Here is a 23,593-nt window from a genome sequence, read left to right on the forward strand (position 1 = left end):
TGCCCCTTCTCCCTTTTCAGGTCGAGACATGGACTGGCTCACCGACAATAAGATCCCGCTCGGAAACTGGATGCGGACCTTCGTCGACTGGTTGAACGACCATGCGGCGTTCGTCTTCTATTTCATTTCCGACGTCTTCGGCTTCCTCATCGACGGGCTGATCGACCTGCTGCTGTGGGTCCATCCGCTCGCCTTCATCGCGGCATTGGCCGGCCTGGGGTGGTGGCTGCACCGCTCCATCGGGCTGGTCGCCATGACGGTGCTGTCGCTGCTGCTGGTGGTGAACCTCGGCTACTGGGCCGACACCATGGAGACGCTGGCGCTGGTGCTGTTCGCCACCGCGCTGTGCATGGCCGTCGGCGTGCCGCTCGGCATCGCGGCGGCGCACCGGGCGTGGCTCTACCAGGTGCTGCGGCCGATCCTCGACCTCATGCAGACCATCCCCACCTTCGTCTACCTGATCCCGACGCTGATCCTGTTCGGGCTGGGCGTGGTGCCGGGGCTGATCTCGACGGTCATCTTCGCCATCGCAGCCCCCGTGCGCCTCACCTACCTCGGCATTTCCTCGGCGCCCAAGCAGTTGCTGGAGGCCGGCGAAAGCTTCGGCGCGACGCGCAGCCAGATGCTGTGGAAGATCGAGCTGCCGCACGCGATGCCGACCATCATGGCGGGGCTGACCCAGTGCATCATGCTCAGCCTGTCCATGGTGGTGATCGCCGCCCTGGTGGGCGCCGGTGGCCTCGGCAAGCCGGTGGTGCGGGCGCTGAACACGGTGAACATCGGCATGGGCTTCGAGGCCGGCCTGTCCATCGTGATCCTCGCCATCGTGCTCGACCGCCTGTTCAAGCAACCGGAACGGAGGGCCGCCCGATGACGACCCCGACCCAATCCGACGCCCGCACCGCCGTCGATTTCCGCCACGTCGACGTGATCTTCGGCAAGCGCCCGAAAAAGGCGCTGGAGCTGCTCGACGCCGGCCAGGACCGCGACGCCATCCAGGCCGCCACCGGCGACGTGGTCGGCGTGTGCGACGCCACGCTGGAGGTGAAGGAGGGCGAGATCTGCGTCCTCATGGGCCTGTCCGGCTCCGGCAAGTCGAGCCTGCTGCGCTGCGTCAACGGCCTCAACACCGTCACCCGCGGCGAGGTGCTGGTGCGCACCGGCGACGCCATGGTCGACGTCGCCCAGTGCAACGCCAAGACCCTGCGCCAGCTTCGCACCCACACCGTCGCCATGGTGTTCCAGCAGTTCGCCCTGCTGCCCTGGCGCACCGTCGCCGAGAACGTCGGCTTCGGCCTGGAGGTCCAGGGCATCCCGAAGAAGCAGCGCGACGAGGTGGTGGCAGAGAAGCTCGCCATGGTCGGCCTCGACGCCTGGAAGGACAGCTACGCCCACGAGCTGTCGGGCGGCATGCAGCAGCGCGTCGGCCTCGCCCGCGCCTTCGCCCAGGACGCGCCGATCCTTCTCATGGACGAGCCGTTCTCGGCGCTCGACCCGCTCATCCGCAACAAGCTGCAGGACGAGCTGCTGGAACTGCAGCAGACGCTGAAGAAGACCATCATCTTCGTCTCCCACGACCTCGACGAAGCCATGAAGATCGGCAGCCGCATCGCCATCATGGAATCGGGCCGCGTCGTGCAGTACGGCACGCCGGAAGACATCGCGCTCAACCCGGCCGACGCCTACGTCGCCGACTTCGTGGCGCACATGAACCCGGTGAACGTGCTGCGCGGCGCCTCCATCATGACGCCGGTGGAAGTGCTGAAGCGCCTGTCCGGCGGCCGCATCCTGGTCGAGCCGGCCAGCGGCACGGTGGTGAAGCTCGACGCCGAGGGCGGCGCCGCCACCGCCACGGCCACCGCCGCCGCCGAGCCCAGCCCGGTGGTGGAGTACCAGGGGCCGGAGCAGGTGGCCGACCTGCCGGCGCACGCCGTGGTCGCCGCGCCGGCCGACATCACCATGCGCGAGGCCATGGAGATCCACCGCGCCACCAACGCCCCCATCGTGGTGCAGGAGGACGGCAAGGCGGTCGGCGTCATCGGCCACCGCGAGATCTACCAGGGCATCCTCGGCCGCGAAGGCGCGCCGGAGGACGCCCCGGCGCCTCAGGACGGCAAGGCGGCCGGCGACACCTCGGCGGCCTGATCGGCCTCCACCCGCACGGCGGCGAACTTGAACTCGGGGATCTTGGCGGTCGGGTCGAGCGCCGGGTTGGTGAGCAGGTTGGCCGCCGCTTCCGTGTAGCAGAACGGCACGAAGACGATGCCCTCCGGCACCTGCGGGTCGGGCCGCCCGGCCAGCCGGATGCTGCCGCGCCGGGTGGTGAGGCGCACCGGCCCACCCTCGGCGATCCCGAGCCGCGCCAGGGCGGCGGGGGCGAGCAGGCAGTGCGGCTCGCCCTCCAGCGCTTCCAGCGCGGTCGCCCGGCGGGTCATGGCGCCGGTGTGCCAGTGTTCCAGCACGCGGCCCGTGGTCAGCACCAGCGGGTAATCGGCATCGGGCAGTTCGGCGGGCGGCAGCACGTCGGCGGTCTTCAGGCGCGCCTTGCCGCCGGGCAGCGGGAAGACGTCGTCGAACAGGATCGCCTTGCCAGGCTCGTCCTCGGCCGCGCAGGGGTAGGTGACGGCGCCCTCGCGCTCCAGCCGCGCCCACGAGATGCCGGCGATGGAGGGCATGCAGGCGCGCATCTCCTCGAACACCTCGGCCGGGCCGGCGTAGTCCCACGTCAGCCCGAGCCGGCGGCCCATCTCCTGGATGATCGCCAGGTCCTGGCGCGCCTCGCCGGGCGGCGTCAGGGCGGCGCGGCCCATCTGCACCAGACGGTCGGTGTTGGTGAAGGTGCCGGTCTTTTCCGGGAAAGCGGAGGCCGGCAGCACCACGTCGGCCAGCATGGCGGTTTCCGTCAGGAAGATGTCCTGCACCACCATGTGATCGAGCGCCGCCAGACTGGCGCGGGTGTGGACGAGGTCGGGGTCGGACATGGCCGGGTTCTCGCCCATGACGTAGAGACCCTTGATCCGACCGTCGGATGCAGCGTGCATGATCTCCACCACCGTCAGGCCCTTGTGCGGGTCGAGCGGGGTGTCCCACAGGTCTTCGTAGAAGCCGCGCACGGCGGCGTCCTCCACCGACCGGTAGTCGGGGTAGACCATGGGGATCAGCCCGGCGTCCGACGCGCCCTGCACGTTGTTCTGGCCGCGCAGCGGGTGCAGGCCGCTGCCGGGCTTGCCGACGTGGCCGCAGATCAGCGTCAGGTCGATGAGGCAGCGGGCGTTGTCGGTGCCGTGGGCGTGCTGCGACAGGCCCATGCCCCAGAACACCATGGCGCCGCGCGCCGTGGCGAAGGCGCGGGCGACCTCGCGCACCACGTCGGGCGCGATGCCGGTGATGGGCGCCATGACCTCGGGCGAGAAGGCGGAGACGTGCTGCTTCAGCACCTCGAACCCCTCCAGCCGCTCGGCCACGAAGGTGCGGTCGTAGAGGCCTTCGGCGATCACCACGTGCAGCAGGCTGTTGAGCAGCGCCACGTCGGTGCCGGGGTTGAACTGCAGCATCCAGGTGGCATGGCGCGACAGGGCCTGCCCGCGCGGGTCCATGACCACCAGCCTGGCGCCGTTCTGCACGGCGTTCTTGATGTGCGTCGCGCCGACCGGGTGGTTCACCGTCGGGTTGGCGCCGATGACGACGATGACCTCGGCATTGGCGCATTCGCGCACCGGCGCCGTCGTCGCGCCCGAGCCCACCATCTCCATGAGCGCCGCCACCGACGAGGCGTGGCAGAGCCGCGTGCAGTGGTCGACGTTGTTGGTGCGGAAGGCCGTGCGCACCAGCTTCTGGAACAGATAGGCTTCCTCGTTCGAGCCCTTGGCCGAGCCGAAGCCGGCCAGCGCGCCGCCGCCGTGGTTGTCGCGGATGCGACGGAAGCCGCCGGCCGCGCGCTCCAGCGCTTCCTCCCACGTCGCTTCGCGGAAATGCGTCCACGGGTTCGCCGGGTCCATGTCGCAGGTCTTCGGCGCACCGTCCTTGCGGATGAGCGGCACGGTCAGGCGCTGCGGATGGTGGACGTAGTCCATGCCGAAGCGGCCCTTCACGCACAGCCGGTTCTCGTTGGCCGGACCGTTGCGGCCTTCCACCTCGACGATGCGGTTGTCGGCGACCGTGAGGCGGACCTGACAGCCGACGCCGCAATAGGGGCAGGCGGTGTCGACGGTCTGCGCCGCCGCCGGCTCCGCCACGCGGGAGGCCGGCAGCAGGGCATCGGTCGGGCAGGCCTGGACGCATTCGCCGCAGCCGACGCAGGAGCTGTCGCCCATGGGCCGGGCGGTGTCGAAGACGATGGTCGTCTCCATGCCGCGCCCGGCGAAGCCGATGACGTCGTTCACCTGCACGTCGCGGCAGGCGCGGGCGCACAGGCCGCAGCTGATGCAGGCGCTCAGGTTCACCCGCATGGCCGGATGGCTGGCGTCGGGGGCGGGCGCTGCGTGGCGGCGGGCGGGGAAGCGGCTGCGGTCGATGCCGGCGTCGGCCATCCAGTGGTGGACGCGCGAGCGCTCGGCCGTCTCCGGCTGGTCGGCGCCGAGCAGTTCGAGCACCAGCGCCCGGCTCTTCTCGGCGCGGGCGCTTTCCGTCGTCACCACCATGCCGGCGGTGGGGGTGCGGATGCACGAGGCGGCCAGCGTCCGCTCGCCCTCGATCTCCACCAGACAGGCGCGGCAGTTGCCGCCGCGGCCGCCCTTGGCCTGGCCATAGCCGGGCTCGTCGCGGTAGCACAGGTGCGGCAGGGTGACGCCGAGGCGGTCGGCCACCTGCCAGATGGTCTCGCCGGGCCGGGCCTCGACGGACTGGCCGTTGAGCGTGAAGGCGGTCATCGGGCGGCCTCCTCGGGGAAATGGCGCAGCAGCGTCTGCCAGATGTTGGGGGCGGCCTGGCCGAGGCCGCAGATGGAGCCGTCGCGCATCACCTGCCCCAGATCGGCGAGCAGGTCCGTGTCCCACCGATCGGCCTCCAGCAGCGTCACCGCCTTGTCGCAGCCGACGCGGCAGGGGGTACACTGGCCGCAGCTTTCGTGCGCCATGAAGCGCATGAGGTCGGCCGCCACGACGCGCAGGTCGTCGGCGTCCGAAAACACGACCACCGCCGCCGAGCCGATGAAGCCGCCGTGCGGCTCGAAGCTGCCGAAGTCGAGCGGCAGGTCGGCGAGCGACGCCGGCATGATGCCGCCCGAAGCGCCGCCGGGCAGGAAGGCCTTCAGCGTGTGGCCCGGTGCCATGCCGCCGCAGTGTTCCTCGATCAGTTCGGCGAGGCTGATGCCGGCCGGCGCCACCTTGGCGCCCGGCTCGGCGACGCGGCCGGAGACGGAGAAGGCGCGGAGGCCGGCACGGCCGCGGCGGCCCTGGCTCTTCCACCAGTCGGGACCCTTCTCCAGGATCTCCGGCACCCAGGCCAGCGTCTCGACGTTGTTGACCACCGTCGGCCGCCCGAACAGGCCGCGCTCGGCGACGTAGGGCGGGCGGTGGCGCGGCCAGCCGCGCTTGCCCTCGATGCTCTCGATCATCGCCGACTCTTCGCCGCAGATGTAGGCGCCGGCGCCGCGCCGCAGGTCCACCGTCACGCCTTCCGTCAGGCCGTGGGCGGCGAGTTCGTCGATCTCGGCGGCGAGCAGCGCGTGGGCTTCCGGGTATTCGTCGCGCAGGTAGACCACCACCAGGTCGGCGCCGACCACGTGCGCCGCCACCAGCGCCCCTTCCAGCATGCGGTGCGGCCGGGTTTCCAGCCACACGCGGTCCTTGATGGTGCCGGGTTCGCCCTCGTCGGCGTTGACGCAGACCGCCTTGGGGCCGGGCAGGCCGCGCACCGTGCGCCACTTGCGCGCCGTCGGGAAGCCGGCGCCGCCGAGACCGCGCAAGGCCGCCTCCTCCAGCGTCGCCAGAACATCGTCGTCGGACCGCCGCCCGGCCCGCAGGTCGGCCAGCACGCGGTAGGCACCTTCGGCATGGGCATGGGCGAGGCGCTGGGCATCCGACGGCGGCAGCGGATCGGCGGCATGGGCCACCGCGTCGGCGACCGAGGCCGCGCTCGCCCGCGTCACCGCCCGGCGCCCGACCAGCACCGTCGGCCCCTGCTCGCAGCGGCCCATGCAGGGGCCGTGGGTCACCCGGCAGCCTTCGGGCGGCGCCGCGGCCAGGGTGTCGTGCAGGGCGTCGGCGCCGGCCATGCGGCAGGCCGGACCGTCGCAGACGCGCACCGCGACGGCCGGCGGCAGGGGCTCGGCGGCGGGGACGAGGTCGAAATGGGCATAGAAGGTGGCGACCTCGAAGACCTCCACCGGCGCCAGCTTCCAGGCGCTGGCCAGCGCCACCACATGCGCTTCCGGCAGGCAGCCCAGCGCGTCGTTGACCCGGTGCAGCGCCTCGATCACCAGGTCGCGCCGGCGCGGCAGGCCGGCCGTCAGCCGCTCCACCTCGGCCAGCGTCGCCGGGTCCGCCACCGGCCCGCGCTGCCGCCGCCGCCCGCGCGTCGGAGGGGTGAGGAGCGTCTCGGTCATGGCGGCATCTCCCTGTGGCCCGGCCGGATCATCGTTAACATCCGCCCGCCGCGCCCGTCCACAACAAGGCGGCAGTTTTGTTTCAGGCCTGAACATTTCAGGCATCACAGAACATTCATGGACCCGTCATCGCCGCGTAACGTCCTGATGATACTGGGGTACCCGAGAAACCTGACCAATAGATCAACCAATCGGGAGCACCCCCATGAAGGCGATCAAATACGGCGTCGCGAGCCTGGCGCTCGCCGCCACCCTCGGTGCCTGGCCCGCGCTCGCCGCGCCGACGGAGATCCAGTTCTGGCACGCCATGGGCGGCGGCGTCACCGGCGAGAAGGTCGTGGAATACGCCGAGAAGTTCAACGCCAGCCAGGACGCCTTCAAGGTCGTTCCGGTCTACAAGGGCAACTACACCGAGACCCTGACCGCCGCCGTCGCCGCCTTCCGCGCCAAGCAGCAGCCGCACATCGTGCAGGTGTTCGAGGTCGGCACCGCCTCCATGATGGCCGCCGAGGGCGCCGTCTACCCGGTCCACCAGCTGATGGCCGAGCACGGCGGCAGCTTCGACCCCGACCAGTACCTGGACGCCGTGAAGTCCTACTACACCACCACCGACGGCAAGATGCTGTCCATGCCGTTCAACAGCTCGACGCCGGTGATGTTCTACAACAAGGACGCCTTCGCCAAGGCGGGCATCGCCGAGCCGCCCAAGACCTGGGCCGAGCTGGCCGAGGCCAGCCGCAAGATCATGGCGGTGAAGGCCGAGGGCCAGCCGACCTGCGGCTTCACCACCGGCTGGCAGAGCTGGGTGCAGCTGGAGACCTTCGGCGCCCTGCACGACGCCGCCTTCGCCACCAAGGACAACGGCTTCGGCGGCTTCGACACCGAGCTGGCGTTCGATGCGCCGCCGTTCACCAAGCACATCGCCGACATGAAGGAGTGGCAGAAGGACCGCACCTTCGTCTACGGCGGCCGCCGCGGCGACCCGAACCCGCTGTTCCTGACCGGCGAATGCGCCATGCTGATGAACAGCTCCGCCTACTACGGCGCGGTGAAGGACGGCGCCAAGTTCGCCTGGGGCATCGCGCCCCTGCCCTACGACGACAGCGTCATCGACCAGCCGAAGAACTCCATCATCGGCGGCGCCACCCTGTGGGTGCTGCAGGGCCACGACGGCAAGGAATACGAGGGCGTCGCCGAGTTCCTGAAGTTCCTGTCCACCGACGACGTGCAGCTCGACTGGCACAAGGCGACCGGCTACGTGCCGATCACCCACGGCGCCTACGAAGCCGCCAAGGCCGAAGGCTTCTACGACAAGACCCCCGGCGCCGACGTCGCCATCCTGCAGCTGACCCGCGGCGAGCCCGGCCCCAACTCCAAGGGCCTGCGCCTCGGCAACTTCACCCAGATCCGCGACATCATCAACGAGGAGCTGGAAGCCGTGTGGTCCGACAAGAAGTCGGCCGACCAGGCGCTGAGCGATGCCGCGAGCCGCGGCAACGACCTGCTGCGCAAGTTCGAGAAGACGCACTGAGCCGTCTTCTCCTCGACCGGACCGCCCGCCGCCTTTCGGGGCGCGGGCGGTTCCCCGTTTTCGGCTGAAGCCCGGTTGCCCGTCCCATGCAGAAGCGCGTCACCTTCCCGTCGTCCCCGCTGCCCTACCTGCTGGTCCTGCCGCAGGTGGTGGTGACGCTCGTGTTCTTCATCTGGCCGGCGGGCCAGGCCCTCCATCAGTCGCTGCTGCGCGAGGACGCCTTCGGCCTGAGCACCGAGTTCGTCGGCCTGGAGAACTTCGAGGACCTGTTCTCGAGCGGCGAATACCTGGAGGTCTTCGGCAACACCGTCGTCTTCAGCGTCGCCACCACGGCGCTGTCCATGGGCTTCGCCCTGCTGCTGGCGGTCATGGCCGACCGGGTGGTGAAGGGCGGATCGGCCTACAAGACGCTGCTCATCTGGCCCTATGCCGTGGCCCCGGCCATCGCCGGCGTGCTCATGTGGTTCCTGTTCAACCCCTCGCTCGGCGTGGCGCCCTGGCTGCTGCGCGGCGTCGGGGTGACGTGGAACCACTACACGAACGGCGGCCAGGCCATGGCTCTGGTGGTGATCGCCGCGGCATGGAAGCAGATCAGCTACAACTTCCTGTTCTTCCTGGCCGGGCTGCAGGCCATCCCGCGCTCGCTGATCGAGGCGGCCGCCATCGATGGCGCCGGCCCGGCCAAGCGGTTCTGGACCGTGGTCTTCCCGCTGTTGTCGCCGACCACCTTCTTCCTGCTGGTGGTGAACGTCGTCTACGCCTTCTTCGAGACCTTCGGCATCATCCACGCCACCACCGAGGGCGGCCCGGCGGGCGCCACCGAGATCCTGGTCTACAAGGTCTACAAGGACGGCTTCGTCGGCCTCGACCTGGGCGGCAGCGCGGCGCAGTCGGTGGTGCTGATGGCCATCGTCATCGCGCTCACCGTTGTGCAGTTCCGCTACATCGAGCGCAAGGTGCAGTACTGATGGTCGAGAACCGCCCGGTCCTGACGCTGGTCAGCCACCTGATCCTGCTCCTCGGCCTCGCCACCGTCGCCCTGCCGCTGTGGGTCGCCTTCGTCGCCTCCACCCTGCCGCAGGACGCGATGGTGGCCGGCACCATCCCGCTGCTGCCGGGCGACGCCTTCCTCGCCAACTGGGGCGAGGCGGTGGCGCGCGGTCTCGCCAAGGCGGGCGGCGTGCCGGTCGGCATGATGCTGGTCAACAGCCTGGTCATGGCGCTCGGCATCGCGCTCGGCAAGATCGTGATCTCCATTCTGTCGGCCTATGCGGTGGTCTATTTCCGCTTTCCCTTCCGCATGCCGATCTTCTGGCTGATCTTCGTCACGCTCATGCTGCCGGTGGAGGTGCGCATCCTGCCGACCTTCAAGGTGGTGGCCGACCTCGGCATGCTCGACAGCTACGCGGGCCTGACCATCCCGCTCATCGCCTCGGCGACGGCCACCTTCCTGTTCCGCCAGGCCTTCCTGACCATCCCCGACGAACTGCTGGAGGCCGCCCGCATGGACGGCGCCGGGCCGCTGAAGTTCTTCCGCGACATCCTGCTGCCGCTGTCGTGGACCAACATCGCGGCGCTGTTCGTCATCCTCTTCATCTACGGCTGGAACCAGTACCTGTGGCCGCTGATCGTGACCACGGACGAGAGCTATTACACCATCGTCATGGGCATCCAGCGCATGGTGACGGTGTCCGACGAGGAACCGCGCTGGGGCATCGTCATGGCGACGGCCTGCCTCGCCATGCTGCCGCCGGTGGCGGTGGTGGTCGCCATGCAGCGGCTGTTCGTCAAAGGTCTGGTCGACGCCGAGAAATAACTAGCGAGAAGACGCCCCTCCCATGGCCACCGTGCAGTTTTCCGAGGTCGCAAAGACCTACGCCAACGGCTTCCGGGCCATTCCCGGCATCGACCTCGCCATCGCCGACGGCGAGTTCATCGTGCTGGTCGGCCCGTCGGGCTGCGGCAAGTCCACCCTCCTGCGCATGACCGCGGGGCTCGAAGAGGTGTCGGGCGGCGAGATCCGCATCGACGGGCGCGTCGTCAACCGGTTGGAGCCGGCCAAGCGCGACATCGCCATGGTGTTCCAGAACTACGCCCTCTATCCGCACATGACGGTGTTCGGAAACATGGCTTACGGCCTGCGCAACCGCGGCACGCCCAAGGCCGAGATCGAGCGCCGGGTGAAGGAAGCCGCGGCGATCCTCGAACTCGGGCCGCTGCTCGACCGTCGGCCGGGGCAGTTGTCGGGCGGCCAGCGCCAGCGCGTCGCCATGGGCCGCGCCATCGTGCGCGAGCCGGCGGTGTTCCTGTTCGACGAGCCGCTGTCCAACCTGGACGCCAAGCTGCGGGTGCAGATGCGCCTGGAAATCCGCCGCCTGCAGCGCGCCCTGCGCACCACCTCGCTCTACGTCACCCACGACCAGGTGGAAGCCATGACCATGGCCGACCGGCTGGTGGTGATGAACGCCGGCGTCGCCGAACAGGTGGGCGCGCCGCTGGAGGTCTACGCCCGGCCGGCGACAACCTTCGTCGCCGGCTTCATCGGCAGCCCCGCCATGACCCTGCTGCCGGCGGTGATCGGCCCCGCCGGCGCCGCCGTGCTGCTGGGCGAGGACGGCGACGGCCCGGCGATCACCCTGCCGCAGCCCCGCCCCGCCGAGGCCGGGCGCCCGGTCACCTTCGGCCTGCGGCCCGAGCACCTGCACCCCGAGGGCATGGCCGGCCCGCGCCTGTCGCTGACGGCCGACCTGGCGGAACCGCTCGGCGCCGACATCATCGTCCACGGCCGCATCACGGGGACCACGCTGCCGCTCACCATGCGCCTGCGCGGCACCCGCACGGTGGCGGACGGCGCGACGCTGACCGCCATCGCCGACCCCGCCCACCTGCACCTGTTCGACCGCGACACCGGCCGCCGCCTGCCCGACTGAGGCTCAGGCCAGGACGGCGTCCCAGTCGGCGCGCTGGCGGGCATCGCGCCAGCCTGGGGCAGGAGGCCCACGGCGTGCCCTGCCCACCCGGTAGGTGAGGCAGCAGGCCCCGCGGTCGCGCACGAGGCGATCACGGGCGTCGCCGCGCGGCTCAGCGCAGGGCGAACAGCACCGGCACGGTGATGTCCATGGTCCCCGCCGTCATGCCGGGGGGCATGGGCGGCAGGGGCGAGGCGCGGCGGATCATGGCGTCCACCTCGGCGTCCAGGGCGTCGTGGCCGGAACCGCGGACGATGCGGTGGCTGAGGACCCGGCCGCTGCGGTCGAGCACGAACTGCAGCAGCACCGTGCCCTCCTGGCGCCGCACGCGGGCCGAGCGCGGATACTCCTTGTGCCGTTCCAGCCAGGCCTGCACCTGGGCGAGGTAGTCGCGCCGCTCGCCCGGCGTGCCGCCGCCGGTGGCGGCGGGGCTGCTGCCGGTGGCGGCCCCGGCCGCCGCGCCCGCCTGACCGGCGTCGCCCGGCGGTGCCACCGGACCCGGCTGCGTCGGCGCCGGAGCGGCCTGCGTGGCGGCGGGGGGCGGGGCGGGCGGAGCGGGCTGGACCGGCTTCGGCTCGACCGGCCGGGTCGGCGGCTTGGGCGGCGGCGGCTTGCGCACGGGCGGCGGGGGCGGCTCGGGCGGCGGCGGCTCGACCGTCTCCACCGGCAGCGGTTCGACCGGCTCGGGTTCCGGTTCGGGTTCCGGCTCGACCACCGGTTCCGGCTCGGGCTGCGGCTCCTGTTTCACCACCGGCTCGGGTTCAGGCTGCGGCTCGACGACGGGTTCGGCCGGCTCCTCCACCGGCTCTTCAGCGGGTTCCTCGGCCGGTTCCTCCACGGGGGCGGCGGCGCTTTCCGCACCGGCGGCGGCACCGGCCGGCCCCAGGTCGATGAGGATGCCGCCGACACCGGCACCCAGCGCCGTCGCCGGCGGCGGTTTCGGCGCGTGCAGCCACCACACGGCGCCCACATGGGCCCCGAGCGCGAGCGTGAGGGCGAGCGGCCAACGGACGAAGGACCTCACCGCGCCGCCTCCGCCAGCAGCACCACCTGGGGCACGCCAGCGGCGCGCAGGTCTTCCAGCAGCGCCACCACCTCCAGCGCCTCGGCGGTGGCGTCGGCCTTGACCGTCAGGATCTGCTCGGGATTGGCCGCGCGCCACGCCTGCACGGCGGTGGCGAGGGCGCTGCGCTCCACCGGCTGGTCGGCGAGTGCGAGGCGCCCGTCGGCGGCCAGCAGCAGGACGCCGTGGCGATCCTCGGGCGTGGCCTCCACCGCCGTCTCGGGCGGCGTCACGGCGAACAGGTCGGCGCGCTCCAGGGCGCCGGCGACCATGAAGAACACCAGCAGCAGGAACACCACGTTGATGAGCGGCAGGACGTTCTCGCCGTCCGGGGCCGGACGGTGGCGGGTGCGGAAACGCATGGCTCAGCCCCCCGCGCCGCGCACGAGGGAGACCTTGGTCAGGCCGGCGGCGGCCACCGTCTCCATCACCGTCACCACCCGCTGCAACGGCACGCCGGCGTCCGGCTGCACGGCGACGCGGCGCTCGGGCGCGACGTCGGCCAGCCGCGCCGCCAGATCGGCCTCGGCCACGCGGGCGCCGGCCACGTCCAGCGCCCCGTCGGCGCGCACCCGTACCACCAGCGCGCCCTCCGCCGACGACGCCGCGGCGACGGCCTTGCCGGCGGTGGCGAGGTCGAGGGCGCGCCAGTCGGTGAAGCTCGACGCCAGCATGAAGAACACGAGCAGGATGAACACCACGTCGATGAGCGGCGTCAGGCTGATGAGGGCCCGGCCGCCGCGCCGGGCGCCGGTGACACGGAAGGCGCGGCTCATTCGGCGGCGCGCGCTTCGTGGCGGCGCCGCAGGGCGGTGGCCGGCTGGTGGGTGAAGATCTGCGTCGCGGCGTCCTCCATGGCGCGGCCGGCGCGCTCCACCACGCCCTCCAGCCACTGGTGGGCGGCGGCGGCGGGAATGGCGACCAGCAGGCCGGCGGCGGTGGTCAGCAGCGCCACCCAGATGCCGCCCGACAGGATTGACGGGTCGACCTTGCTGCCGGCGCTTTCCAGCGCCTGGAAGGCGTCGATCATGCCGATGACGGTCCCCAGCAGGCCGAGCAGCGGGCTCAGCGTCGCGATGACGGCGAGCAGGCGCAGGCCGCCGGTCAGGCGGTCCATGTGCAGGGCGGCGATGCGCTCCGCTTCCTCCCGCGCCTCGGTGGCCGGCAGGTTGGGATCGAGCCGCCCGAGCAGGGCCGCCAGCACCACCTTGGCGACCGGGCTGCGCTCCTTGCGCAGGACGGGCGCGGCCTCGGCGCCGCGGCCGGCGTGCCACAGCTCCAGCGCCCGGGCGACGCCGCGGCGCGCCCACAGGCGGGCACCGGCGAACTGCAGCAGCTTGACCAGCACCAGCGTGAGCGTCACCACCGACATGGCCGCCAGCACGTACATGATCGGCCCGCCGGCATCGAGCAGCCCGAGCGCCTCGGCGAAGGGTCCGAGCGCCTCCGGCGGCGGCACGGCATCGGCGGCCGGCATGGGGTCCAGGGCCGGCGTGGCGGCGACAGCGGCGGCGGGGTCGCCCGGCGGCGTGACGGCGGCGGCAGGATCGGCCGGCGGCGGGGTCTGGTCGGTCATGGTGGCGGTCCCCGGTTGGGATGACTGGTCTCGTTTGCGCGAATGACAATGCGAGTCATTTGCAAAGTCAAGGCAAAACCCGCATGGACGAAGGGTTTCGTCGGTCGCCGAAGGGTCGAAGGGCGGTGGCGGGGCCAGGTCATTCGGGGTGTGCGGCCGGACGGACAGGCGGACCTGCCAGGCCCGTGCCCGACTCGGCCCGCCCCACGGCGCACCCGCGGCATGCGAGGCGCGCCGTCCTCCGCGGCTCCACGGTCGGCCGTCGGGGAGAGCACTACCCCCGGCGATGCGGCCGGCTCACCCGCACTCCGCCCGCACCTGCATGAGCAGCCGGCCCAGTTCGTTGCGGCCGCCGGCGCGGGTGACGCCCCAGAAGGTGTCGCCGAAGACGTTGCGGTTGACGATCTCCGCCTCTCCCGTCGCCACCAGGCGGCGGCGCAGGGCGGGGATGGCGAACTTCTCGCGCAGCAGGCCAAGCATCACCGACAGCTTCACGTCCTCCCAGTCGGGCCGCAGGGCGACTTGCATGCCGCGCATCTTCGACTCGTCGGGGCCGCAGGTCTCGAAGGCGCGGCGGGCCTCCGGGTCGAGGGTCTTGGCCGCCTGGAAGGCGTTCTCCACGGTCACGTAGAGCGCCCCGCCCAGCTCCACCGGGGAAGGGAAGAAGTTGGACAGCCAGAAATGGTCGCCGGCGAAATCCGTGATGGGTGCGGTCGCCGTCATGGGTCCACCGCCTCCAGCAGGGCATCCAGGGTGCGCGTCAGGCGGGCGAGGTCGGCGTCGGTGGACAGGCGGTGATCGCCGGCCTTCACCAGGATCACCTCGACGTCGGCGCTCTCGGCCTTGTCCTGGATGGCCAGTGCCGTGCGCCACGGCACCGAGGCGTCCTGCTGGCCGTGGATGAGCCGGATGGGGCAGCGCACCGCCAGCGACTCGCCGCGCAGCACCAGCTGGTCGCGGCCGTCCTCGATGAGGGTGCGGCCGATGACGTAGGGCTCGTCGGAATACTCCGACGGTTCCTCGATGTAGCCGCGGTTCTGCAGTTCCGCCCTCTGGGCGTCGGTGAAGGACGGCCACATGAGGTCTTCGGTGAAGTCCGGCGCCGCGGCGATGCCGACCAGCCCCGCCACCCGCTCGGGCCGCGCCAGCGCCGCCTTCAGCATGAGCCAGCCGCCCATGGACGAGCCGACCAGGACCTGCGGCCCCTCGGCCACCTCGTCCAGGATCGCCAGCGTGTCCTCGGTCCAGCGGCCGATGCCGCCGTCGACGAAGCGGCCGGACGACAGGCCGTGGCCGTACTGGTCGAAGCGGATGAAACCGCGGCCCGCCCGGCGGCAGTGCTCCTCCAGGTGCAGGGCCTTGCCGCCTTCCATGTCGGACATCAGGCCGTGCAGGAACACGACGCCGGCACGGCCGCGGAAGGCCGGCGCGGCCTCGAGCTTGTGGTAGGCGATGGACGCGCCGTCGCGGCGTGATAGAGTGCGCGGCGCGGGCCGGTCGGCGGTGTCTTCGGGCATCGGGACGGTCGGCTCCTGATTTCTGTTCCAGACTGTGATTCGGACCCTTGCGGTGAACGCCGACAGTAGCACCTCCGCCGCCCTCGACAAGCCGGGCCGCACCCCTCCCACCATCCTGCAGGTCCTGCCGCGCCTGGAAACGGGCGGGGTGGAACGTGGCACCATCGAGATCGCCGAAGGCATCGTGCAGGCCGGCGGCCGCGCGCTGGTTGCCAGCGAAGGCGGCCGCATGGTGCGCGAGCTGACCCGCGTCGGCGCCGACCACGTCACCCTGCCGCTCGCCAGCAAGAACCCGCTGGTCATCCGCCGCAACATCGAGCGGCTGAAGACGCTCATCGGCGAGCGCGGCGTGAGCCTGGTGCATGCCCGCTCCCGCGCCCCGGCGTGGAGTGCGCGGGCGGCGGCGCGGGCGCTGGGCGTGCCCTTCGTCACCACCTTCCACGGCACCTACAACCTCGGTCCCATGGGGCTGAAGCGGGCCTACAACGCCGTCATGGCCGACGGCGACCGGGTCATCGCCATTTCCGAATTCATCCGCAGCCACATCGCCCGCGTCTACGGCGTGAGCGGCGACCGCGTCACCGTCATCCACCGCGGCGTCGACTTCGCCCGCTTCGACCCCGACCGGGTGAGCCAGGAGCGCATGATCCAGCTGGTACAGCGCTGGCGCCTGCCCGACGGCGTGCCGGTGATCGTGCTGCCCGGCCGCCTGACCCGCTGGAAGGGGCAGGAAGTGCTCATCCGGGCGCTCGCCAAGGTGCGGCACCGGCCGGTGCGGGCGCTGCTGGTCGGCTCCGACCAGGGGCGCACCGCCTACAGCGAGGAACTGCGGGCGTTGATCGAGCGGCTGGACCTGGTCGATTCGGTGCATCTTGTGGGCGACTGCGACGACATGCCGGCCGTCTACAAGCTGGCCGACGTGGTGGTCTCGGCCTCCACCGACCCGGAAGCCTTCGGCCGGGTGGTCGCCGAGGGGGCCGCCATGGGCCGGCCGGTGATCGCGCCCAACCACGGCGCAGCGCCGGAGATCATCGCCTCGGGCGGCGAGACGGGCTGGCTGTTCTGGCCGGAAAGCGCCGACGACCTGGCGCGCGCGCTGGACGAGGCGCTGGCCCTGTCGCCGGCGGAGCGCGACGCCCTGTCGCTGCGCGCCGTCGCCCGCATGCGCGCCGAATTCGGCAAGGACAAGATGGTCGACCGGACGCTGGCGGTCTATGCCGAGCTTCTCGGGCTGGACTCGCGCGCCGTCTCGCCCTAACTTCGGTCGGCACAATTCTCCACAAGTCGAGCCAGACACCCGTGCTTTCCGTGGTCTTCAGGATCGAGGTCCTGCCCAGCCTTCATCGCGCCGGCCTGCCCGGTGGCGGGGCGGCCACGCGAACTATGGGCACGGGTGTGGTTCGCGCCGCGTGACGCCCGCCGCGGCCGGGGTTCGCCTCCCGCCCATCCGACATGCTTCGGCGACGGATCGCCGCGCGCCTTGATCGCGCGCCGATTCCCTGTAGATTTCGACCCTCCACCGAGGAAGAAGAGTGTTCGCCATGGTCGCCATTTCCCTGCCCGACGGCAGCGTCCGCAACTACGAAGGCCCGGTCACGGCCCTGAAGGTCGCCGAGGACATCGGTCCCGGCCTCGCCAAGGCCGCCCTGGCCTGCAAGGTGGACGGCGCCCTGTGGGACCTCACCCGCCCCATCGACCGCGACGCCAGCCTCGCCATCGTGACCGCCAAGGACCCCGAGGCGCTGGAGCTGATCCGTCACGACGCCGCCCACATCATGGCGGAAGCGGTGCAGGAACTCTATCCCGGCACCCAGGTCACCATCGGCCCGGCCATCGAGAACGGCTACTACTACGACTTCGCCCGCGACGAGCCCTTCACGCCCGACGACCTGGCGAAGATCGAGCAGCGCATGCTGGAGATCGTGGAGCGCAACGAGCCCATCGTCCGCGAGGAATGGGACCGCGACGAGGCCATCGCCTACTTCGAGAAGATCGGCGAGACGTACAAGGCCGAGATCATCCGCGACCTGCCGGCGACGGAGACGATCACCGTCTACCGCCAGGGCGAATGGCTCGACCTCTGCCGCGGCCCGCACCTGCCGTCGACGGGCAAGCTGCCCAAGGCCTTCAAGGTCATGAAGCTAGCCGGCGCCTACTGGCGCGGCGATTCGCGCAACGAGATGCTGCAGCGCATCTACGGCACGGCCTGGGGCACGGACAAGCAGCTCAAAGAGTATCTGACGATGCTCGAAGAGGCGGAGAAGCGCGACCATCGGCGCCTCGGCCGCGAGCTCGACCTGTTCCACATGCAGGAAGAAGCGCAAGGCTCCGTGTTCTGGCACCCCTACGGCTGGACGCTGTACCGCAAGCTGCAGCAGTACATGCGCGAGCGCCTGGAGGCCTCGGGCTACGTCGAGGTGAACACGCCGCAGCTGGTCGATCGCGTCCTGTGGGAGCGGTCCGGCCACTGGGAGAAGTTCCGCGAGAACATGTTCACGGCGCAGACGGAAGACGAGCGCACGCTCGCCATCAAGCCGATGAACTGCCCGTGCCACGTGCAGATCTTCAACCAGGGCATCAAGTCCTACCGCGACCTGCCGCTGCGCATGGCCGAATTCGGCGCCTGCAGCCGCTACGAGCCGTCGGGCGCCCTGCACGGGCTGATGCGCGTGCGTGCCTTCACCCAGGACGACGCCCACATCTTCTGCACGGAAGACCAGATCACCAGCGAGACGCAGGACTTCTGCGCCCTGCTGCTGTCGGTCTACCAGGACCTCGGGTTCACCGAGGTGCGGGTGAAGTTCTCCGACCGCCCGGCGGTGCGCGCCGGCAGCGACGAGACGTGGGACAAGGCCGAAGCCGCGCTGAAGGAAGCCACCGAGGCGGCCGGCCTGGAATGGACGCTCAACCCGGGCGAGGGCGCCTTCTACGGACCCAAGCTCGAGTTCGTGCTGCGCGACGCCATCGGCCGCGACTGGCAGTGCGGCACCCTGCAGGTGGACTTCGTGCTGCCCGAGCGCCTGGGCGCCGAATACGTCGGCGAGGACGGCAACCGCCATCGCCCGGTCATGCTGCACCGCGCGATCCTCGGCAGCTTCGAGCGCTTCATCGGCATCCTGATCGAGAACTACGCCGGCAAGTTCCCGCTGTGGCTCTCGCCGGTGCAGGCGGTGGTGACGACCATCACCCAGGACGGCGACGACTACGCCCGCCGGGTGCTGCACGAGCTGAAGGCGGCCGGCATCCGCGCGGAACTCGATCTTCGTAACGAGAAGATCAACTACAAGGTGCGCGAGCACTCCCTGCGCAAGGTGCCGTTCATCGTCGCCATCGGCAAGCGGGAGGCGGAGGAAGGTACCGTCGCCGTCCGCCGCCTGGGCGACAACAAGCAGGAAGTCCTTGCGCTGAAGGACTTCGTTGCTACACTGAAAGCCGAATCGGCCATGCCCGGCCGGCCGTCCCTGGCCGTCGCCGCGGAGTGACCGATCGGCAATTCGTCGGGCACGTCCCCCCGCTTCCTGCGGCCGATACCGGGGCCGGCAACGGTTTCGCCGGCTCAGGCGTCGGTGGACGTCGGGCCTCGGTGGACGTGGGAAGCGCCAGCGGGATGTGCCTGTTTGTACCGTTTTTGACGATGGAGAGTGTTCATAGCTAGACCACCGATGACGGCGCCGCCGTCCAAAGATGGACCGCGCGTCAACGATGCCATCAACGTGCAGCAGGTGCGCCTGATCGACCAGGACGGCGAGCAGGTCGGCGTCGTGCACATTCGCGAAGCGCTGGAAATGGCTGAAGAAGCCGGTCTCGACCTAGTCGAGATTTCCCCCAACGCCGAGCCGCCCGTCTGCAAGATTCTCGACTACGGCAAGTTCAAGTTCGAGAGTCAGAAGAAGAAGGCGGAAGCGAAGAAGAAGCAGAAGATCGTCGAGATCAAGGAGGTCAAACTCCGCCCGAACATCGACGAGAACGACTACCAGGTGAAGATGCGCAACGTGAAGCGTTTCCTGGAGGACGGCGACAAGGTGAAGCTCACCCTGCGCTTCCGGGGCCGTGAAATGGCGCACCAGGACCTGGGCATGAAGGTTCTCGACCGGGTTCGCGACGACTTCACCGAGATGGCGAAGGTCGAGCAGCACCCCAAGCTGGAAGGCCGCCAGATGGTCATGGTGATGGCGCCGCGCTGACGGCGCCCACCGGACCCGTCGGAAAGGACACGGTCTTGGTCGCACCTGTGCCCCTGTGCCTGTCCGCCCGCGCTTCCGCCACGGCTTCGACGGCCGCCCCTCGCCGGGCGGCCGTCGGCGTGTCCGCCATTCGGGGGCGGCCATGAGCCCCGCCACCGCCCCCGACGACAAGGTCGACGCCGCCCTGGTCGCCGCCATCCGCAACCTGGAAGCGGCGGTGCAGGAGCAGGAGCGGGCGGTCAACCGCATCCTCGGCCTCGTGGAGCTGCTCATGGAGCGGCGGCCGGACCAGAGCACCCTGCTGCGGCTGGAAGGCATCATGGAGGCTTGCGCCTTCCAGGACCTGACCGGTCAGCGCATCCGAAAGGTCAACCGCTTCCTCCGCCACATGGCCGCCCACAAGGGGCTGGTCCCGGCCGGCATCGACCGCGCCGCGGCGGCGGAGGACGAGCAGGCGCTGAACAAGGCCAAAGGTCTCTCGCAGGACGAGGTCGACCGGCTGCTCGGCAACCGCTGAGGCGCCCCACCGCGGCCGGATGGCAGGCGCGACCGGGGCTTCCCGCCCAAAGGTCGTGCTGCTTGCGCCTGTGAACCGCTGCCCCTATAGTGGAATTTGGGGTTTATCCTTTCGGGGACGTGTGGGGTTCCGTTGACATGAAAGTTCTGCTTGCCGACGACCACACGCTGGTCCGCCAGGGCCTGATGCCGTTCATCGGCCTGCTGGCGGCGGACGTGGCCATCGTCGAGGCCGACTCGCTCGACGAGGCGCTGGTCAAGGCGGAGGCGGAGCGTCCGCTGGACCTCGTCCTGCTCGACCTCAACATGCCCGGCATGAACCGCCTGGAGGGCCTGGCGCGCATCCGCAGCGCCCTGCCGCAGACGCCTGTCGTCATCCTCACCGGCTCGGTCGCCGCCGAGGACGTGCACGAGGCGGCGGAGGCGGGCGCTTCGGGCTACATTCCCAAGACGCTCAACTCCACGGCCATGGTCAACGCCCTGCGGCTGGTGCTGTCGGGCGAGCGGTACTTCCCGTCCTTCGCCTTCCAGACGCCGCGGGCGCCCGAGCCCGCCGCCGTCCCGGCCGCGCCGGCCGAGGACAATCCGCTCGGCCGCCTGGACGGCCGCGAGCGGCAGATCGTCGGCATGATGGTCGACGGCGCCACCAACAAGGTGATCGCCCGCGAGCTCGGCCTGCAGGAAGTGACCATCAAGGTCCACACCCGCAAGATCTACCGCAAGCTCGGTGCCGCCAACCGCAGCCAGGCCATCCGCATCATCATGGAAAGCGGCTGGGCCGAGCGGTCCGCCGCCAATTGACGGTCACGGCCGCTCGGCGTCGGGCGGCTCGCGGGTGATGAGGCGGGCGCCGCGCTGGTAGGTCAGCCAGCGCCACAGCCATTGCACCGTCACCATCAGCCGCTTCTCGAAGTTCACCAGCAGCCACACGTGGACGATGGCCCACAGGAGCCACGCCAGCCGCCCCTTCAGCCGCCGCCGGCCGAAGTCGAAGACGGCGGCGTTGCGCCCGACGATGGCCGTGTTGCCGCGATTGCGGAAGCGGAATGGGCCGACCGGCGCGCCGCCCGCCAGTTCGCGCGCGAGCCCCGCCCCCAGGTGCTCGCCCTGCTGCTTGGCCACCTGCGCGAGGCCGGGCAGCGGCGCGCCGTCGGCGCCGAGCGCCTGGGCCGTGTCGCCGAGCGCATAGACGCCCGGCAGGCCCGGCACCGACAGGTCGGCCTCTACCGCGATGCGGCCGCCCTTGGCCGGCTCCACACCCAGCCAGCGGGCGGCCGGCGAGGCCTTGACGCCGGCGCCCCACACCATGGTGGCGGCGGGGATCTTGCGGCCGCCCACCACCACGCCGTCGGCCTCGATGCGCTCCACCATGGCGCCGGTCATCACCTGCACGCCCTTGTCGCGCAGCGCCCGTTCCGCATAGGCGCCGAGGTCGTCGGGGAAGGTGCCGAGGATGCGCGGTGCGGCCTCCACCAGCAGGATGCGCGCCTTGGTCGGGTCGATGCGGCGGAAGTCGCGGCTGAGGGTGTAGCGCGCCAGTTCCGCCACCGAGCCGGCCATCTCCACCCCCGTCGGGCCGCCGCCGATCACCACGGTGGTGAGCAGGCGGTCGCGCTCCGCTGCGTCGTCGCATACCTCGGCGGCCTCGAAGGCCTGCAGCAGGCGGGCGCGGATCTCGCGGGCGTTCTCGATGGTCTTGAGGCCGGGGGCGTGGCGCTCCCACTCCGCCTCGTGGCCGAAGTAGCTGTAGACGGAGCCGGTGGCGATCACCAGGCGGTCGTAGGGCAGGCGGGCGCCGTCGGCGAGCCGCACGGCGCGGCCGGCGGTGTCGACGCCGGTGACCTCGGCCATGCGCACGTCGATGTTGCGGTGGCGGTGCAGGATGCGGCGGATGGGCTCGGCGATGTCGGCCGGCGACAGGGCGGCCGTCGCCACCTGATAGAGCAGCGGCTGGAACAGGTGGTAGTTGTGGCGGTCGACCACCGTCACCCGCACCGGCGCGGCGCCCAGCGCCTGGGCGCAGGCCAGCCCGCCGAAGCCGGCGCCGACGATCACCACGCGCGGCCGGTCGTTCCCCTCCGCCATGCGCCGCTCCTCCTTCCTCCTGGTCCGGGGTCCGAGGGAGCAACGGCGCGCCTGCCGCGCGGGTTGGCGGGCGGTCAGGCCTCGGCGCAGGCGTCCAGGAAGCGGCGGATGAGGTCGGGGTCCTTGACGCCCTTGCTGCGCTCGACGCCCGAGGAGACGTCGACCATGGCCGCGCCGGCGGTGCGGGCGGCCTGGGTGACGGTGTCGGGCGTCAGGCCGCCGGCCAGCATCCACGGCACGTCGGGGCGGCTCCAGCCGCGCAGCAGGTCCCACGGCAGGGCGGTGCCGTGGCCGCCGGGGCGGTCCGACCCGGCCGGCGCCTTGGCGTCGAACAGCAGCATGTCGGCGACGTCGGCATAGGCCTCGGCGGCCTTCAGGTCCTCGGCGGTGGCGATGCCGAGGGCCTTGATGACCGGCACGCCCCAGTCCTGGCGGATCTGTTCCACCCGCGCCGGCGTCTCCGTCCCGTGCAGCTGCACCATGGCGAGGCGCACGTGGCCGAGCACCTCGGCCAGCTGGTCGTCGGTGGGGTCGACGAACAAGCCGACGGCCTTCACGTCCTCGGGCAGGCCGTCGAGCAGCTCGGCGGCGGCCTCGGGCGTGATGGCGCGCGGGCTCGGCGGGAAGAACACGAGGCCGACGTAGTCCGCCCCGCCCTCGACGGCGGCGACCAGCGCGTCTTCGTCGGTGAGGCCGCAGATCTTGGCGACGAGGGGCATCACGAGGCCTCCCCGTTGCGGCGCGGCAGTTCGGAGACGATCTTCTCCGCCGCCGCGATGGGCTCGGCGGCGCCGGTGATGGGGCGGCCGACCACCAGGTAGTCGGCACCGGCCGCCACGGCTTCCGTCGGCGTCATGATGCGCTTCTGGTCGTCGGCACCGGCCCAGTGGGGGCGCACGCCGGGGCACAGCAGCTTGAAGTCGGCGCCCAGGTCGGCGCGCAGCACCGAGGCCTCGTGCGGCGAGCAGACGACGCCGTCGATGCCGCTCTCGCGCGCCAGCGCCGCCAGCGCCCGCACCTGATCGGAGACGGGGCGCACGACGCCGGTTTCCGACAGGTCGCCGTCGTCCATGCTGGTCAGCACGGTGACGGCCAGCACCAGCGGCCGCGCCACGCCGAATTCCGCCGCCGCCTCGCTGGCGGCCTTCACGGCCGCCTGCATCATGGTGCGGCCGCCGCCGGCGTGGACGTTGACGATGGCCGGCTTGAGCGACACGGCGGCGCGGATGGCGCCGGCGACGGTGTTCGGGATGTCGTGGAACTTGAGGTCGAGGAACAGCGGCGCCTCGCTCGCCTTGGCCACCTGCTCGACGCCGCGGCGCCCCTGGCTGGTGAAGAACTCGAGCCCGAGCTTGATGCCGCCCACCGTATCGCCGATGCGCGCGGCCAGCCGCGTCGCCTTGTTCAGGTCGGTGGTGTCGATGGCGCAGAAGACGGGATTGCGGAGCTGGATCATGCGGCGGGCCTTGGCGGTCAGCGGTTCTCCACCCTTACACCACGGCCATGGGGCGCGGCAACGGCGGAACCCGGCGGCCCCTGCCGACAGCCGCCCAATGGCGGTTGTCGCCGTGGCCGCGATGCCCGTATGCTCCCGCGCACGCGACAGAC

At 71.2% G+C, this 23,593-nt stretch carries 22 protein-coding genes; 11 read left to right on the forward strand and 11 right to left on the reverse strand.

All coding sequences use genetic code 11. From position 1 onward, the window contains the following. Positions 1–28: 28 nt before the first annotated feature. Together choW and choV are read left to right on the forward strand one after the other, a co-directional pair. Positions 29–874, forward strand: coding sequence for a choline ABC transporter permease subunit (gene choW / locus CRP50_RS04820; protein ID WP_097277869.1), 846 nt, complete (start codon positions 29–31; stop codon positions 872–874). Then, a complete protein-coding gene (gene choV, locus CRP50_RS04825) occupies positions 871–2,145 on the forward strand; it encodes a choline ABC transporter ATP-binding protein (protein ID WP_097277870.1) in 1,275 nt (424 codons plus the stop codon). The genes choW and choV overlap by 4 nt, the downstream gene beginning before the upstream one ends. Here the strand turns inward: choV and fdhF are convergent. Continuing rightward, positions 2,106–4,868, reverse strand: a complete 2,763-nt coding sequence (fdhF, locus tag CRP50_RS04830) for a formate dehydrogenase subunit alpha (RefSeq protein WP_097277871.1) — start codon at positions 4,866–4,868, stop codon at positions 2,106–2,108. The two genes, choV and fdhF, sit on opposite strands and share 40 nt — an antisense overlap. Continuing rightward, the gene (locus tag CRP50_RS04835) at positions 4,865–6,544 is read right to left on the reverse strand and encodes an NADH-ubiquinone oxidoreductase-F iron-sulfur binding region domain-containing protein (RefSeq protein ID WP_097277872.1); all 1,680 of its coding nucleotides are present in this window, start codon (positions 6,542–6,544) and stop codon (positions 4,865–4,867) included. Before CRP50_RS04835 ends, fdhF begins: the two co-directional genes overlap by 4 nt. A 205-nt stretch (positions 6,545–6,749) precedes the next feature. Here CRP50_RS04835 and ugpB point away from each other — a divergent pair, with 205 nt between their 5' ends. The 4 genes from ugpB (at position 6,750) to CRP50_RS04855 (ending at position 11,005) form a co-directional block, all read left to right on the forward strand. Next, positions 6,750–8,075, forward strand: coding sequence for a sn-glycerol-3-phosphate ABC transporter substrate-binding protein UgpB (gene ugpB, locus CRP50_RS04840; RefSeq protein WP_097277873.1), 1,326 nt, complete (start codon positions 6,750–6,752; stop codon positions 8,073–8,075). An 86-nt stretch (positions 8,076–8,161) separates the two neighbouring features. Further along, complete coding sequence (ugpA, locus tag CRP50_RS04845; RefSeq protein WP_097277874.1) at positions 8,162–9,043, forward strand: sn-glycerol-3-phosphate ABC transporter permease UgpA; 882 nt, start codon at positions 8,162–8,164, stop codon at positions 9,041–9,043. Beyond that, on the forward strand, positions 9,043–9,891 hold the full coding sequence (gene ugpE / locus CRP50_RS04850) for a sn-glycerol-3-phosphate ABC transporter permease UgpE (RefSeq protein ID WP_097277875.1): 849 nt from the start codon (positions 9,043–9,045) through the stop codon (positions 9,889–9,891). Before ugpA ends, ugpE begins: the two co-directional genes overlap by 1 nt. A 22-nt stretch (positions 9,892–9,913) precedes the next feature. After that, positions 9,914–11,005, forward strand: coding sequence for a sn-glycerol-3-phosphate import ATP-binding protein UgpC (locus CRP50_RS04855; RefSeq protein WP_097277876.1), 1,092 nt, complete (start codon positions 9,914–9,916; stop codon positions 11,003–11,005). A 151-nt stretch (positions 11,006–11,156) separates the two neighbouring features. Here CRP50_RS04855 and CRP50_RS04860 read toward each other — a convergent pair whose 3' ends face one another. The 6 genes from CRP50_RS04860 to CRP50_RS04885 all read right to left on the reverse strand — a co-directional run bounded on the left by CRP50_RS04860 (position 11,157) and on the right by CRP50_RS04885 (position 15,200). Beyond that, positions 11,157–12,068, reverse strand: coding sequence for an energy transducer TonB (locus CRP50_RS04860; RefSeq protein ID WP_097277877.1), 912 nt, complete (start codon positions 12,066–12,068; stop codon positions 11,157–11,159). Further along, on the reverse strand, positions 12,065–12,469 hold the full coding sequence (locus CRP50_RS04865; RefSeq protein WP_097277878.1) for an ExbD/TolR family protein: 405 nt from the start codon (positions 12,467–12,469) through the stop codon (positions 12,065–12,067). The genes CRP50_RS04860 and CRP50_RS04865 overlap by 4 nt, the downstream gene beginning before the upstream one ends. Before the next feature lie 3 nt (positions 12,470–12,472). Further along, a complete protein-coding gene (locus tag CRP50_RS04870) occupies positions 12,473–12,883 on the reverse strand; it encodes an ExbD/TolR family protein (protein ID WP_097277879.1) in 411 nt (136 codons plus the stop codon). Next, on the reverse strand, positions 12,880–13,683 hold the full coding sequence (locus CRP50_RS04875) for a MotA/TolQ/ExbB proton channel family protein (RefSeq protein WP_245913371.1): 804 nt from the start codon (positions 13,681–13,683) through the stop codon (positions 12,880–12,882). The genes CRP50_RS04870 and CRP50_RS04875 overlap by 4 nt, the downstream gene beginning before the upstream one ends. A gap of 297 nt (positions 13,684–13,980) precedes the next feature. Then, complete coding sequence (locus CRP50_RS04880; RefSeq protein WP_097277880.1) at positions 13,981–14,406, reverse strand: NADAR family protein; 426 nt, start codon at positions 14,404–14,406, stop codon at positions 13,981–13,983. Beyond that, positions 14,403–15,200 (reverse strand): alpha/beta hydrolase, encoded by a 798-nt coding sequence (locus tag CRP50_RS04885; protein WP_097277881.1) that lies wholly within the window; start codon positions 15,198–15,200, stop codon positions 14,403–14,405. The genes CRP50_RS04880 and CRP50_RS04885 overlap by 4 nt, the downstream gene beginning before the upstream one ends. A gap of 52 nt (positions 15,201–15,252) precedes the next feature. On the opposite strand from CRP50_RS04885, the gene CRP50_RS04890 reads away from it, so the two are divergent. From CRP50_RS04890 to CRP50_RS04910, 5 genes are all read left to right on the forward strand, one after another. Further along, positions 15,253–16,458, forward strand: a complete 1,206-nt coding sequence (locus tag CRP50_RS04890) for a glycosyltransferase family 4 protein (protein WP_097277882.1) — start codon at positions 15,253–15,255, stop codon at positions 16,456–16,458. Between the two features lie 283 nt (positions 16,459–16,741). Then, positions 16,742–18,682: a threonine--tRNA ligase gene (thrS, locus tag CRP50_RS04895; protein WP_097278337.1), complete on the forward strand. Its 1,941-nt coding sequence runs from the start codon at positions 16,742–16,744 to the stop codon at positions 18,680–18,682. A 180-nt stretch (positions 18,683–18,862) separates the two neighbouring features. Then, on the forward strand, positions 18,863–19,384 hold the full coding sequence (gene infC / locus CRP50_RS04900) for a translation initiation factor IF-3 (RefSeq protein WP_097277883.1): 522 nt from the start codon (positions 18,863–18,865) through the stop codon (positions 19,382–19,384). A 142-nt stretch (positions 19,385–19,526) separates the two neighbouring features. Beyond that, on the forward strand, positions 19,527–19,901 hold the full coding sequence (locus CRP50_RS04905; RefSeq protein ID WP_097278338.1) for a hypothetical protein: 375 nt from the start codon (positions 19,527–19,529) through the stop codon (positions 19,899–19,901). Positions 19,902–20,038: 137 nt separating this feature from the next. Next, positions 20,039–20,701, forward strand: a complete 663-nt coding sequence (locus CRP50_RS04910) for a response regulator (RefSeq protein WP_097277884.1) — start codon at positions 20,039–20,041, stop codon at positions 20,699–20,701. Positions 20,702–20,704: 3 nt separating this feature from the next. Here the strand turns inward: CRP50_RS04910 and CRP50_RS04915 are convergent, their stop codons facing one another. The 3 genes from CRP50_RS04915 to pyrF form a co-directional block, all read right to left on the reverse strand. Beyond that, positions 20,705–21,985, reverse strand: coding sequence for an NAD(P)/FAD-dependent oxidoreductase (locus CRP50_RS04915; RefSeq protein WP_097277885.1), 1,281 nt, complete (start codon positions 21,983–21,985; stop codon positions 20,705–20,707). A 74-nt stretch (positions 21,986–22,059) separates the two neighbouring features. Next, positions 22,060–22,707, reverse strand: coding sequence for a phosphoribosylanthranilate isomerase (locus tag CRP50_RS04920; RefSeq protein ID WP_176525030.1), 648 nt, complete (start codon positions 22,705–22,707; stop codon positions 22,060–22,062). Continuing rightward, positions 22,704–23,441 carry an orotidine-5'-phosphate decarboxylase gene (gene pyrF, locus CRP50_RS04925; RefSeq protein WP_097277887.1) on the reverse strand — a complete coding sequence of 246 codons (738 nt, stop codon included), beginning with the start codon at positions 23,439–23,441 and terminating at the stop codon, positions 22,704–22,706. Before pyrF ends, CRP50_RS04920 begins: the two co-directional genes overlap by 4 nt. Positions 23,442–23,593 lie beyond the last annotated feature (152 nt).

This window comes from Caenispirillum bisanense (genome assembly GCF_900230255.1).
Classification (GTDB): domain Bacteria; phylum Pseudomonadota; class Alphaproteobacteria; order Rhodospirillales; family Rhodospirillaceae; genus Caenispirillum; species Caenispirillum bisanense_A.

Coding starts and splice junctions, on each gene's coding strand:
- choW (WP_097277869.1), top strand. CDS start 29: ATGGACTGGCTCACCGACAATAAGATCCCGCTCGGAAACTGGATGCGG.
- choV (WP_097277870.1), top strand. CDS start 871: ATGACGACCCCGACCCAATCCGACGCCCGCACCGCCGTCGATTTCCGC.
- fdhF (WP_097277871.1), bottom strand. CDS start 4,868: ATGACCGCCTTCACGCTCAACGGCCAGTCCGTCGAGGCCCGGCCCGGC.
- CRP50_RS04835 (WP_097277872.1), bottom strand. CDS start 6,544: ATGACCGAGACGCTCCTCACCCCTCCGACGCGCGGGCGGCGGCGGCAG.
- ugpB (WP_097277873.1), top strand. CDS start 6,750: ATGAAGGCGATCAAATACGGCGTCGCGAGCCTGGCGCTCGCCGCCACC.
- ugpA (WP_097277874.1), top strand. CDS start 8,162: ATGCAGAAGCGCGTCACCTTCCCGTCGTCCCCGCTGCCCTACCTGCTG.
- ugpE (WP_097277875.1), top strand. CDS start 9,043: ATGGTCGAGAACCGCCCGGTCCTGACGCTGGTCAGCCACCTGATCCTG.
- CRP50_RS04855 (WP_097277876.1), top strand. CDS start 9,914: ATGGCCACCGTGCAGTTTTCCGAGGTCGCAAAGACCTACGCCAACGGC.
- CRP50_RS04865 (WP_097277878.1), bottom strand. CDS start 12,469: ATGCGTTTCCGCACCCGCCACCGTCCGGCCCCGGACGGCGAGAACGTC.
- CRP50_RS04870 (WP_097277879.1), bottom strand. CDS start 12,883: ATGAGCCGCGCCTTCCGTGTCACCGGCGCCCGGCGCGGCGGCCGGGCC.
- CRP50_RS04875 (WP_245913371.1), bottom strand. CDS start 13,683: ATGACCGACCAGACCCCGCCGCCGGCCGATCCTGCCGCCGCCGTCACG.
- CRP50_RS04880 (WP_097277880.1), bottom strand. CDS start 14,406: ATGACGGCGACCGCACCCATCACGGATTTCGCCGGCGACCATTTCTGG.
- CRP50_RS04885 (WP_097277881.1), bottom strand. CDS start 15,200: ATGCCCGAAGACACCGCCGACCGGCCCGCGCCGCGCACTCTATCACGC.
- thrS (WP_097278337.1), top strand. CDS start 16,742: ATGGTCGCCATTTCCCTGCCCGACGGCAGCGTCCGCAACTACGAAGGC.
- infC (WP_097277883.1), top strand. CDS start 18,863: ATGACGGCGCCGCCGTCCAAAGATGGACCGCGCGTCAACGATGCCATC.
- CRP50_RS04905 (WP_097278338.1), top strand. CDS start 19,527: ATGAGCCCCGCCACCGCCCCCGACGACAAGGTCGACGCCGCCCTGGTC.
- CRP50_RS04910 (WP_097277884.1), top strand. CDS start 20,039: ATGAAAGTTCTGCTTGCCGACGACCACACGCTGGTCCGCCAGGGCCTG.
- CRP50_RS04915 (WP_097277885.1), bottom strand. CDS start 21,985: ATGGCGGAGGGGAACGACCGGCCGCGCGTGGTGATCGTCGGCGCCGGC.
- pyrF (WP_097277887.1), bottom strand. CDS start 23,441: ATGATCCAGCTCCGCAATCCCGTCTTCTGCGCCATCGACACCACCGAC.